Source organism: Frankia sp. EI5c (assembly GCF_001636565.1).
Taxonomy (GTDB): domain Bacteria; phylum Actinomycetota; class Actinomycetes; order Frankiales; family Frankiaceae; genus Parafrankia.
Window position 1 is genome coordinate 61,806 of the sequence record NZ_LRTK01000035.1, and the last position, 12,034, is coordinate 73,839.

A 12,034-nucleotide genomic window follows, 5' to 3' on the forward strand; every position below is an offset into this window, starting at 1 on the left:
GTAGGATCGGTCTATGGCTCGCCTGGGTGACCTGGAACGGTCGGTCATGGACGTCCTGTGGTCCGCGGATGACTGGCTGACCGCCCGCGACGTGGCGGCACGGCTGCATCACGAGCGCGACCNCGCCTACACCACCGTGCTGACGGTGCTGGAGCGCCTGGAGCGCAAGGGCTTCGTCCGCCGGCAGCGCGCCGCCCGCGCGCACCGGTACGCGGCCACCGAGAGCCGGGAGACCGTCGTCGCCGAGGCGATGCTGGAAGCGCTGGGAACCGCCGACGACCGCGGTTCCGCCCTCGTCCGCTTCGTTGGTTCGGTGTCCGCGGAGGAGGCCGAGATCCTGCGCCGCGCGCTGGAGCCGGCCGACAGCGAGAGCCCGGCCGCCGACTCCACTGGCACCGCCCCTGACTCCACTGACACCGCCGCCACCGCTGGCGACGCATCCGACGCCGACGCCGCCCGCTGAGAGCGGTGCCCGCGGCGCGGCCGCGGGACCTTCGGCCATGACCACTGTCAGGGGGCCGCGGGGCGTCACCGCGGTCACCCGCGGCGGGCTGGCCACCCCCTGGCCAGCGCGTTCGGCGATGTGACCGCCGCCTACGGCACGCAACCGTGGTCAGTCCGGGCAGGTGAGCGGTAGCGTCAGGCTCGACATGACGACCGCGGCCCTTCTCGCCCTGCTCGCGTGTGCACTGGCCTGGCCGGTCCCACGCCTGCTGGCGGCCGCCCGGTGGCCGCACCGCTGCCCGCGGGCCGCGATCGTGCTCTGGCAGGCAATCGGCCTGGCCGGTGGGGTGTCCGCGCTCCTCGCCGCGGCGGCGTTCACCGTAGCTCCCCTGTCGACAGGCATCCCGGCCGCGCTCGCGGACCACGCGGGCAACCTCCTCGCCGGCGAGCCGCTCGTCGGCCTGGGGCGAACGAACCTCATCGGCCTCGCCATCGCCGCCGCCCTGGCCGCCCGGCTGTTCGGGGTGCTGGCCATGTCGACCGCCGCGACGCTGCGCGAGCGGCACCGGCACCGCCACCTCGTCGACCTGGCCGGGCACCGCCACCGGCACCGCGGGCACAGCCACGGCTCGGCGCCGGGCTGTGGCCTCTGCGAGCACCGGAAGCGGTCCGGCAGCCGGCTGCGCATCCTGGACCATCCACTCGCGGTCGCCTACTGCGTTCCCGGGGTGCGCCACGCGCGGGTCGTCGTCTCCGAAGGGCTGTTGCGGACGCTGACCCCGGAGGAGCTCGAAGCCGTCCTCGCCCACGAGGAGGCGCACGTCAACGGCCGGCACGACCTGGTCATCCAGCCCTTCGTCGCCTGGGAGCGCACCTTCCCCTTCCTGCGCCCAGCCCGGGAGGCGACGGCCGCCGTGTCCCTGCTGGTCGAGATGCTCGCGGACGACGCCGCCGCGCGCCGCACCAGCGGGCGGACCCTCGCCCGGGCACTCGCCCGGCTCGGGGTCACCCGCGCGCCCGTCCCCGCGGGCACGCTGGGGGTGACCGGCCTCGGGCGCGGGCCCGGGCTGCCCGGACCCCGGATGACCCCCGAATCGCTGGCGACGCTGGGCGTGGCCGGCGGTGCCGGCCGCATCGTCGCGACGATGAGCGCGCTGGTCTCGGACCTTCCGGCACTCACCCACCGGAAGGATGTCCCGCACACGCCGGTGGTCGACCGGATAGCCCGGCTGCTGGACCCGCCGACCGTCCCGATCTGGCTGCCGGGCACCGCCTACCTCGGCGCGGTCGCCGTGTTCCTCACCCCTGTCGTGCTCCTCCTGGTCTGATCGGCTCGTCACCGCCGGTGCTGGTGGCAGCCTCGCCTGCCCTCTGGGATGTCGGCTGGACGGACTGAGCTGGTTCGACGGGCAGAGCGGGTTCGACAGGCAGAGCGGGTTCGACAGGCTGAGCCGGTCGGACGGGTTGAGCCGGTCGGACGGGTTGCCCGCCCCCGGAACGAGGCGCCGTCGTGAGGCCCAGCAGCAGGACGGCCACGCAGGCGCCGACGATCAGCCAGCGCGCGGCGGGGCTGGACGGATCGATCATTCCCGCCGAGCCGGCCGCGGCGGCGCCCATGGCCGCAACCGAGCCGACCAGCGCGACGCCGAGGGACTGGCCCACACCTGGCGGCTGGTCGAGGCGACCGCCGCCGCGACCCCCGCCCGCTCGATCGGCATCCCGGAGACCGCCGTGTTCGTGATCGGGGCGTTCACGAAGCTGAAGCCCACCCCGAAGACGACATAGGCGGACAGCAGCGTCGCCAGGGAGGTACCGGCGTCCAGAACCGTCATCACCAGGCTGCCGGCCGTGAGACCCACCCCGGCGATCAGCAGGGATGGCCGGGGGCCGAACCGCCCGACCATCCGCCCGGAGATCGGCGCGCCGACGATGACGACGGCGGCCATCGGCAGGGTCACCAGGCCCGCGTGCAACGGTGAGTAGCCGCGTACGTCCTGCAGGTAGATGGTGTTGAGCAGCAGCGTGCCGCTGAACGCGCCGAACACGCAGACCGCGGTCGCCGTCGCGCCCGAGAAGGAGGCCACGCGGAAGAGACCGACATCCAGCAGCGGCTCGGCGTGGCGGGACTCGTAGCGGGCCAGCAGCGGCACCGCCGCGGCGGCGAGGCCGAGCAGACCGAGCGTCGTGGCGGACGTCCAGCCGACCTCGGGGGCGGCGATGAGTCCGTACGTCAGCGCGGCCAGCACGATGATCACCAGGATCTGGCCGACCGGATCGAGGCGCCTGGGCCGCGCGGCGCGCGACTCGGGGACGAACAGCTGCGCCAGCGTCAGCGCGAGCAGGCCGATCGGGATGTTGATCCAGAAGATGGCTCGCCAGTTCACCCACTCGACCAGCACACCGCCCAGGACCGGCCCCAGCCCCATGCTGATGCCGATCACCGCGCCCCAGACGCCGATGGCACGCGCCCGCTCGCGAGGTTCAATGAAGGTGTTGGTGATGATCGACATTGCCACCGGGTTGAGCATCGAGCCGCCGACGGCCTGGAGCATCCGGAACCCCACCAGCCAGCCGAGGCCCGGCGCGACGCTGCAGAGCAGGGAGCCCAGCGTGAACAGCGTCAGCCCGGTCTGGAAGACCCGGCGACGGCCGAGCCTGTCCCCCATCGAGCCGGCGAGCATGAGCAGGCTGGCCAGGACGATGGTGTAGCTGTCGACACTCCACTGCAGGCCGGCCGGGGACGCGTCGAAATCACGCCGCAGGGAGGGCAGCGCGATGTTCACGATCGTGTTGTCGAGACCGACGATGAGCAGGCTCATCGAACAGATCGCGAGTACGGCGGACTTTCGGCGCCTGGTCATTTCGACCATCGGGCGAACCACCTCCCGCGGACGTCAGCTCGGCGCCCCCCGCGTTTTCGTATCCGGCTCCGGCTCCGGCTCCGGCCGCCGTGTCAGCGTGTCAGCGTGTCACGGCGAGCGGTTGCACGGCCGCGGCCGCCCGCGCCTCTCCCAGCACGCCGGAGGCATGGGCCAGCTATTTAGCTTAGCGCAACTAATAGATTCGGCCCGTAGATCGTCCACTGAACGTCACCACTCGCGGCCGCTTACCAGCCGGGCGCCACTTTCCCGCCGCCGCCTCCCTGCCTGCCTGCCTGCCGCCCTAACGCCAGCGAGCCCGGGTGTCGATGAGGACACCCGGGCTCGCCGCCACGTGCGGATCGATCAGTTCCGGCCTTGCGGCCGGTCTGATGCGCGCGGTGCTCAGATCCATGGCTCACAACCCGTGGATTCATGGATCACCCAGCTCGCGGGTCCATGGTCGGCACCGACGTCACCTGGATTCTTCAGCCAGGTTCGCAGTTGCTCAGATCTTGTGACCCCAGCAGCTCTTCGAGCTGACCCAGGGGCTGGTGCCCTGCTGCGCGTACAGAATATGCGCGCGCTTCCACTGCTCGGCGACGCTCGCGTTCTGCGGCAGACCCGTACCACCCACCGCCCGCCACGTGCTCGGCATGAACTGGAACAGCCCACCCGCACCAATCGAGTTCACAACCCGCGGGTTACCACCAGACTCACAGGGCACCACCGCGCTCAGGAACCGATGCGCATCCGGACGAGCCGCCGCACTGGCCGGCTGGGACATCGCGATACCGNCACCAATCGTCGCGGCCAACACCGGAGCCACCAGCAAAGCACGGCCACGGCGGATCGAACGACGACTCTTGCGGACACCCGAAGTCATAACGGACAAAAGATTGTCCCTTCCTCACGCCTACGAAGTCAGCGGTCGGGTTCGGACTGCAAAAAGCCCGGTAACCACGCACCAGATCACGACCGGCGGCTTCACCCCGGATAGGACGCCCACCCACAACGCCCGGGAACCCGGGTCCCCCGCTCCCACCCTCAGATCTGTTGAACACCAGGCGAGGCGGGATTCGGCATGCCACCCGGTGTGTGCCCTCCAGATCGAAAGCACGTCAACGACGCTACACGCCACACACAAACATTTTCCAACCACCTGTGAAGAGCACCACACCACACCCGCCGCCCTTGAAAAACTCCCCACCCGCCGCACCCACACCCACCCCAAAAGCCCTCGAACCCCCCACCCGACCCGCCCCCTGCAACCACCACGCCACCCCCGACCACCACACCACCACCCACCGCACCCAACCAACCTTCCACCGCAACCAAAAGCACCCCCCACACCCCAGAAGAATCATCTCCAGCCCGCAAAGAATCATCCTCCTAAACCGACAAACCACCCACCACCCCACACCACCGAAAAACCCCTTCGACGCAAATAGCGTTGCTTGTTCGAAATGTTCGGAAGCAACAGGACCGGCGGCCTGTGCCCGATAAGCGGCGTCGACAGCGCAGGTCACCCCACAGCGCGGGTCACCCCGCAGCGCGGGGCACCCGGGCAGGGCAGGGCTGCCCGAGGAGGGCGAAACCGGTCGAGCGTCCGCGTCTGCTCGCCGAACGGGCCACCCGGATGCTCGCCCGCGGGCGTCGACCCGGCGGGCGGCGCCCCCGTGGGCAGAGCGTGGCTAGCCCGGGGTGAGGGTGACAGAGATGTCTGATCAGACGGGAGACCCCGGGTGGCGAGCCGGGTCGCGAGGCCCGCCGGGCGACGGCCCCGGGCCAGTACCGGGACACCGCTGCCTCGCTCCTGCGACGTCCACTGCCTCGTCTGCGGGCACCTCGGCCCGCCGTGACCCGGTCGCCGCGCGGCCGCGGGGTCGACGCGTCCGGCGGAACCCGCTACAACGCTGCCACCAGGGCTTTCAGAGCCCACACAGGCCTCGGAACAGCCCTCGCCCACCCCCGCGCCGCCCGTCCACGGGTGTGCGCCGACAGCGACTGAAGGGCTCGCTGTGTCTCCGCTCCCGGAGGGGTTGCGCCCCCTTCGCCGTCGGGGTTGTCAATACCTCTCCCGAGGAGACACGACGAGGTCTTCAGTCGCCGCATCGCCACACCCGCGCCGCCGCCCGAAACGCTGACCGCCGCTGTCAGATCACCCGCACGCGCCGCCGCCCGCCCGCCCACGCCCGCCCGCACCCGGCTCCCACCTGCGCTCGCCCGCACCCGCCCGCGCGCCGTCAGCTGAGTGCCTCGGCCCGTCACGAGGTGACGAGGCGGACTGACCGGCAAGATCTATCCCGTGGTCGGTGGAAGGGATCGCCCGCCGTCGGCGGTACTGGCGCCGGCCAGGTCCACGCGATCCACCCGGCAGACGTAATGGAGTGGGTCGATCGAATTGTCCGGCTTGATCGGCCCCTGGCCGACACGCCTGAAGCCGGCGCGTTCGAGCGCCCGCCACGACGGGCGGTTCGCTGCCACGACCGGCACCAGGACACAGCTCGCCGCCGGGTGGTCCGTCCAGGTGCGCGCCACCATCGAGGCCGGGTGACACACCTCGACCGACGTTCACAGCAGATCATCGAGCCGGTCTGCGGGACCGTGTGTTCACACCCGCTGATTCCGGAGCCGGCGTTCACCGCCGCGCAGCCGCCGACCAATTCATACCGACAACCTGCACAAACGCCGGTGCGCCCGGACGTCGGGTGGACGTCCGGGCGCACCGGCGCATTACCTGGAGCGGTGGCTCCGCCTTCAGGCCGCAACTACCCGGAGTTAGTTCCCAACCCCGGCCCGTTGGGCACTGATCGATCGGCGTTGTGATCCGCCGATTCCGTGGCTGGCGCTCAGACCTTCTTGCCCCAGCAGCTCTTCGACGCGTACCAGGGGCTCGTGCCCTGCTGCGCGTACAGGATGTGGGCGCGCTTCCACTGCTCGGCGGAGCTGGCGTTCTGCGGCAGGCCCTTGCCACCGACCGAGTGCCACGTGCTCGGGAGGAACTGGAACAGCCCACCCGCACCGATCTCGTTCACAGCCCGAGGGTTACCACCCGACTCGCAGGGCACAACGGCGCTGAGGAAGCGGTGCGCGTCCGGCCGGGCGGCGGCGCTGGCGGGCTGGGACATCGCGATACCGCCACCGATTGTCGCGGCCAGCACCGGAGCGACCAGCAGAGCGCGACCGCGGCGGATGGAACGACGGTTCTTGCGGATACCCGAAGTCATAACGGACAAAGTGGTTGTCCTTCCCCACGCCTACGAAGTTAGCTGTCGGGTTCGGGCTGGGATTCGCCCGGCCNCACCGCGGCACCATGTGCGCTCGGCGGCTTCACCCCAAAGGACGTCCAGCAAAGAACGCCCGGGAACCTGGGTCCCCCGCTCCTGCCCTCGAATTCGTTGGTCACCGGGCGGGGACAGGACTCGGCGTGCCACCCGGCGTGTGCTCTCCAGGTCGAGAGCACGGCAACGACGTTACACGGCACCCACAAACATTTTCCAAGTGCATGTGAACAGCGTCACACCGGGCGTGCGGGGCTTGCGGGGCCGGAATTGATACCGCCAGCCCGCGCTGCCGCGCCCGATATTTCCGACGCCGTTCGGTGGCGGTGGCCACACGCTCACCGGACCGAAATCCCGGTGACACGCGCGGCACCCGGCCGCTCCGGCTGAGCGGCCGAATCCGGCCCCGCGGGCGGAAAGAATCTCCGCGAAAACAGCCACGCCCGCCCCCGCTCACCACCGGGAATGCGACGGGAAGTAATCCTATGACAGACAGATGACCGTCGCCCCATTTAGCAGGGAGTCTGCACCGTAATTCCGATTCGTCCACGCCCGGCTCGGGACGCCGCACGATCTCGACGCGGTCACGCACCCGGCCCGGTGCCGGTTCCACGCGTGTCGCACCCCGCCCCTGGGCCGGCGACGTTCGCGTGCCCTGAGCGCTTTGGCTGTGGGGAGGCGGGAATGGTGCCAGGCATCGACCGTCAGCAGGGCACAGGGCAGGGCACAGTCAGGAGGCGACCGGGATGCGGAGCGTTACAGGCGCCAGGGCGGCCGGACCCGGTCAGGATGTGACGGGGCCGCCAGGGCGCCCCGCCGCGGCGGTCACGGCCGACAGCGTCACCGCGGTTGCCGCGTGAGCGCCCCGGAGGTGCTGGAGCCCTCGGCCGAGCCGGACGAGGCCGCGCCCCCACTGCCACGCACCCAGATCAACCTGATCTTCGGCACCATCCTGTTGGGGATGTTGCTGTCGGCGCTGGACCAGACGATCGTCTCCACCGCACTGCCGACGATCGTGAGCGATCTCGGCGGGGCCGGCCACATGAGCTGGATCGTCACCTCCTATCTGCTGGCGGCGACGATCTCGACCGTCCTGGCCGGCAAGTTCGGTGATCTGTTCGGTCGTAAACGGATCTTCCAGCTCAGCATCGTCGTCTTCGTCGTCGGTTCCTTCTTCTGCGGGCTCGCGCACAACATGACGATGCTGATCGCGGCCCGCGGCGTACAGGGCATCGGTGGCGGCGGCATCATCGTCACCGCCACCGCGCTGATCGGGGATGTCATCCCGCTGCGCGAGCGGGGCCGCTACCAGGGCGCGCTCGGCGCGGTGTTCGGGATCACCACCGTCATCGGCCCGCTCCTCGGCGGCCTTTTCACCGACCATCTCTCGTGGCGGTGGGCCTTCTACGTGAACGTCCCCCTCGCGGTGGTCGTGGTGGCGCTCGCGGCGCGCACGATCCCCGGCCGCGGAGGCGTCGGACGTCCCAGGATCGACTATCTGGGTGTTCTCTTCGTGGCACTCGGGGCGAGCGGCCTCACCCTCGCCACGGCCTGGGGCGGCACCCAGTACCCCTGGGCCTCGGCGGCGATCATCGGTCTGTTCGCCGGATCGGTGCTCGCGATGGCGGTCTTCGTCCTGGTGGAGCTGCGCGCCGCCGAACCGATCCTGCCGATGCGGCTGTTCCGCGGCCGGGTCTTCGCCACCGCGTCCGCGCTCAGCTTCATCGTCGGGTTCGCGATGTTCGGCGCGCTCACCTTCCTGCCGTCCTACCTGCAGTACGTCGGCGGCGCCTCGGCAACCATGTCCGGCATCAGGATGCTGCCGATGGTGGTCGGGCTGCTGGTCACCGCCGTCCTCGCCGGCCAGGTCGTCGGCACGACGGGCCGGTACAAACCGTTCCCGGTCGCGGGCACCGCCATCACCGCGCTCGCGCTGTACCTGCTGTCCCGGATGAACCAGGACACCTCGGTCGCCGTCCAGTCGTTCTACATGCTGCTTCTCGGTGCCGGGATCGGCCTTTCCATGCAGATTCTGACAATCATCGTGCAGAGCACGGTCGAGTACCGCGACCTCGGCGCGGCCACCTCCGGCGTCACGTTCTTCCGCACCCTCGGCGGGTCGTTCGGCGCCTCGATCATGGGCGCCGTCTACACCAACCGGCTCGCCGGCGTCCTGCCGCCCGCGCTGGCCGAGGCGAAGGTGCCGCCCGCGGTCGCCGCCGATCCCGCCGCCGTGCACAGCCTGCCGGCGGCGGCCCGGGCGCCTGTCGTCGGCGCGTACACCGACGCCGTGCACACGATCTTCCTGTGGGCGGTGCCGGTGGCCCTTCTCGGGCTGGTCGTCGCCGTGCTGCTCCCCCAGGTGACGCTGCGCGGGACCGCCCGGGAAGCCGTCCGCAGCCCCGGCGAGGGTTTCGCGATGCCGGTGAGCCAGACCTCGGACGCGGAGCTTGAGACCCTCATCAGCTACATCGCCCGTCGCAACCGGGACGCCGTGGGCGACATCGTGGCCCGGTCCGGCGCCGGGGTGGACATGCCCACCGCCTGGGCACTGCTCGGCGTCCACCTGCGCGCCCGGCTGCTGAACCTGCCCACGCGCCAGGAAGACATCGAGCGCCGACTGCGCATTCCGCGCGGTGTCCTGACCTCCTTCTACGACGGCGTCGCCGCCGCCGGCTATCTCAGCCGCGACGCGGGGCACCTGTGCCTCACCGACAGCGGGCGGGCCGCGGTCGCGGCCCTCGGCGACGCCTGGACGACCTGGCTCCTCGACCAGCTCGCCGAATCCGACAGCGAACGCGCCGTCCTCGACCCCCGGGTACGCGCCGCGATCGGCCGCATCGCCCGCCGGCTCATGGCCGAACAGCAACAGGAACTCGCGCCGGCCTGAAAGCGGTGCCCGGCACCGGGAGGATGGCACCACAGTTGCGGCGGAAGCCGCGGAGCGCGCCGTCGCCCCGCGGCAGCCTCGCGGCAAGCTGCTGTCGGCCGACGGCTCGGATTTCGAGGAGTGAGATGCGGCGCTCACCGCTACATCCGGCAGGTCCCGAGCGTCGCGCGGATCCCGGTCGCGCTGTGGGTCCCGGTCGCCCGGTGGGTCCCGGTCGCCCGGTGGGTCGCGGACGCCCTGTTCGTCCAGGTGGCGTGGCGGCCGCCGTATTCGCCGGCGTCACCGCCCTGCTTGCGCTGCTGGCGGGCTGCGGGCCGGACCGCGCCGAAATCGCGGAACCGCGTACCGCCGCGCCGCCCCGCACGGGCGCCGGATCATCGTCGCCCGGGTCGCGGGCCGCCGCCGTTCCGTCCGACCTGAGCGACCTGTCGCCGGTGGTCACGGACCTGGCGACGCCCTGGGGGCTGGCCTTCCTGCCGGACGGCCGCGCCCTCGTCGCGGCGCGGGACAGCGGCCAGGTGCTGATCGTCCCGGCGAAGGGCGGAACGGCGACCGTCATGACGACACTGCCCGTGCGGCACCGCAGTGAGGACGGCCTGCTCGGGCTCGCGGTGTCACCGCGGTACGACCAGGACGGATGGGTGTACGCCTACTACACCTCGGCCACGGACAACCGGGTCGTCCGCTTCCGACTCGGCGGCCAGGGCGGAAGCCAAGGCACGGGAAGCACGGGCACCGGCACCGGCACCGGCACCGGCACCGGCAAGGACAGGCCCGCCGGCGCGGGCGCGACCGAGGAGGTGCTCACCGGGCTGCGTGCCGCCCCGAACCACAACGGCGGTCGGATCGCCTTCGGCCCGGACGGCCGGCTCTACGTGGCCGTCGGCGACGCCGGAGATCCCGGCGCCGCGCCGGATCCGTCCAGCCTGAACGGGAAGATCCTGCGGATGGCGCCCGACGGCGGGGTGCCCGCCGACAACCCGGACCCGTCGTCCCTGGTGTACAGCCTCGGTCACCGCAACGTGCAGGGTCTCGCATGGGACTCCGACGGGCGGCTGTGGGCGTCGGAGTTCGGGCAGAACACCTTCGACGAGATCAATCTGATCACCCCGGGCGGGAACTACGGCTGGCCGGCGGTCGAGGGCGCCGGTGACACCGCTGGCGGGCGGTACACCAATCCCCAGGTCACCTGGTCCACCGACGAGGCATCCCCCAGCGGCATCGCCATCCGGGACGACATCCTGTATGTGGCCGCCCTGCGCGGGGAGCGGCTGTGGGTGATGGAGCTCGCCGGTGGCCAGGTCGCCGGCAGGCCCCGGGCACTGTTCACCGGCGAACTCGGCCGGTTGCGAACCGTCGAGCCCGCTCCCGACGGTTCGCTGTGGCTCAGCACGTCGAACACCGACGGCCGGGGCCGCCCGGGAGCGGACGACGACAGGATCCTGTCCCTGCCCTGAGGGCCAGCCGGCCAGGGCCTCGACGGTCGCCAGCGCCTCGTAAGCCTTCTCCGGATCCGCGCCCCGCGCCCCGCACTCCGACCCTGTGCGGAATGTCCGCCGTCTCAGCTCTCCCCGCTCTCGTTGACCTGGCTGGAACCGCCGGTCTCGCCGGGTGCCTGCTGGGCGCGTCGGATCGCCTCGGCGATGCGCCGGATCCGCCGCAGCCTGGCGTCCCAGGCCGACCCGACCGATGAGAGCTGGGCCACCGCGCGGGCGAGCTGCGCGTCGTCCACCTGGTACCGCTTCTCCCGCCCCGCCGGTACCGCCCGCACCAGGCCCACCCGGTCAAGGACACCGAGGTGCTTGGCCACCGCCTGGCGGGTGACGGGAAGCTGTTGGCTCAGCGTGGTCGCGGTGCCGCCGCCGCCGCTGAGCAGTAGGTCGAGCAGGCGGCGCCGGGTCGGGTCACCGATCGCCGACCAGAGGTCGTCGTCGACGTCCTCCGCCAGCACGGGGCTCACCGCCGCCGCACCAGGAGTGTCGCGACATACGGCGCCAGCCGCGGCAGGAAGTGGTCCCAGCCGGCGACGTGCTCCTGGTACTGCTGCTCCAGGACGGCGACCTCCCAACCCATCTCGCGGAAGCCGGTCTCGGTCATCCGCAGCAGCGTCCCGCCGCCCGCCGGAGCCAGGTCGAAGGTGACCAGCAGCGAGTTGCCCACCGCCGCCGCCTCGTCGGCCGGGTGCGTCCAGCGGAAGGAGAACGTCCGGGGTGGCCGCGCCTCGACGACGGTGAACGCCACCGCCTTCCCGCCGGCGTCGCAGTCACCGAAGACGATCTCGCCNGGCGCTCCGGGGGTCAGCTCGTACCGGGCGTCGTCCGGCCACCACTCCTTCATGTGCTGCGGACTGCTCACCACGTCGAAGACGATTTCCGGCGGCGCGTCGATGTAGATCTCGCGCTCCAGCGTTCCTGGTTCCACGATCAACCTCCTGCAACTTTTGGTTGCACATGAGGTTAGCCGCCGCACGGCCTTTACGCAACCATCAGTTGCACTATCCGCTGCCGGGGACCGGTCGCGCCGATGCCGGGGACCGGTCGCACGGTGCGACAACCCGC

General features: G+C 71.3%; 8 protein-coding genes, 3 pseudogenes and 2 riboswitches. Of the genes and pseudogenes, 5 read left to right on the plus strand and 6 right to left on the minus strand.

Going from position 1 to position 12,034, the window contains the following annotated elements:
- Positions 1-13 precede the first annotated feature (13 nt).
- From UG55_RS38345 to UG55_RS17470, 3 genes and pseudogenes are all read left to right on the plus strand, one after another.
- On the plus strand, positions 14-122 hold a 109-nt coding region (locus UG55_RS38345; protein WP_242424684.1), incomplete at its 3' end, for a BlaI/MecI/CopY family transcriptional regulator.
- Position 123: 1 nt separating this feature from the next.
- Positions 124-463 (plus strand): annotated as a pseudogene (locus tag UG55_RS17465) (BlaI/MecI/CopY family transcriptional regulator); the annotation flags it as partial.
- Positions 464-650: 187 nt separating this feature from the next.
- Positions 651-1,772, plus strand: coding sequence for a M56 family metallopeptidase (locus UG55_RS17470; protein WP_066070147.1), 1,122 nt, complete (start codon positions 651-653; stop codon positions 1,770-1,772).
- Here the strand turns inward: UG55_RS17470 and UG55_RS17475 are convergent.
- The 3 genes and pseudogenes from UG55_RS17475 to UG55_RS17490 all read right to left on the minus strand — a co-directional run bounded on the left by UG55_RS17475 (position 1,744) and on the right by UG55_RS17490 (position 6,532).
- Positions 1,744-3,314 (minus strand): annotated as a pseudogene (locus tag UG55_RS17475) (MFS transporter). The gene UG55_RS17470 and the pseudogene UG55_RS17475 sit on opposite strands and share 29 nt — an antisense overlap.
- A gap of 496 nt (positions 3,315-3,810) precedes the next feature.
- Positions 3,811-4,099: transglycosylase family protein (locus UG55_RS17480; RefSeq protein ID WP_242424671.1), on the minus strand; the 289-nt coding region annotated here is incomplete at its 5' end.
- A 102-nt stretch (positions 4,100-4,201) separates the two neighbouring features.
- Positions 4,202-4,397: riboswitch (cyclic di-AMP (ydaO/yuaA leader) on the minus strand.
- 1,757 nt (positions 4,398-6,154) lie between these two features.
- Positions 6,155-6,532 (minus strand): transglycosylase family protein, encoded by a 378-nt coding sequence (locus tag UG55_RS17490; protein WP_066070154.1) that lies wholly within the window; start codon positions 6,530-6,532, stop codon positions 6,155-6,157.
- 14 nt (positions 6,533-6,546) lie between these two features.
- A riboswitch (cyclic di-AMP (ydaO/yuaA leader) is annotated at positions 6,547-6,743 on the minus strand.
- 699 nt (positions 6,744-7,442) lie between these two features.
- On the opposite strand from UG55_RS17490, the gene UG55_RS17495 reads away from it, so the two are divergent.
- Together UG55_RS17495 and UG55_RS17500 are read left to right on the plus strand one after the other, a co-directional pair.
- Positions 7,443-9,476: an MDR family MFS transporter gene (locus UG55_RS17495; protein WP_066070158.1), complete on the plus strand. Its 2,034-nt coding sequence runs from the start codon at positions 7,443-7,445 to the stop codon at positions 9,474-9,476.
- A gap of 254 nt (positions 9,477-9,730) precedes the next feature.
- Positions 9,731-10,933, plus strand: a complete 1,203-nt coding sequence (locus tag UG55_RS17500; RefSeq protein WP_242424672.1) for a sorbosone dehydrogenase family protein — start codon at positions 9,731-9,733, stop codon at positions 10,931-10,933.
- Positions 10,934-11,037: 104 nt separating this feature from the next.
- Here the strand turns inward: UG55_RS17500 and UG55_RS17505 are convergent, their stop codons facing one another.
- The 3 genes and pseudogenes from UG55_RS17505 to UG55_RS47460 all read right to left on the minus strand — a co-directional run.
- The gene (locus UG55_RS17505; protein WP_066070161.1) at positions 11,038-11,436 is read right to left on the minus strand and encodes a helix-turn-helix transcriptional regulator; all 399 of its coding nucleotides are present in this window, start codon (positions 11,434-11,436) and stop codon (positions 11,038-11,040) included.
- Positions 11,433-11,759: SRPBCC domain-containing protein (locus tag UG55_RS17510; protein ID WP_242424673.1), on the minus strand; the 327-nt coding region annotated here is incomplete at its 5' end. The genes UG55_RS17505 and UG55_RS17510, both read right to left, overlap by 4 nt.
- A gap of 1 nt (position 11,760) precedes the next feature.
- Positions 11,761-11,897, minus strand: a pseudogene (locus UG55_RS47460) (SRPBCC family protein); the annotation flags it as partial.
- Positions 11,898-12,034 lie beyond the last annotated feature (137 nt).

Excerpts from the sequence above, each read along its gene's own strand:
- UG55_RS17470 (WP_066070147.1), top strand. The coding sequence starts at position 651 with ATGACGACCGCGGCCCTTCTCGCCCTGCTCGCGTGTGCACTGGCCTGG.
- UG55_RS17490 (WP_066070154.1), bottom strand. The coding sequence starts at position 6,532 with ATGACTTCGGGTATCCGCAAGAACCGTCGTTCCATCCGCCGCGGTCGC.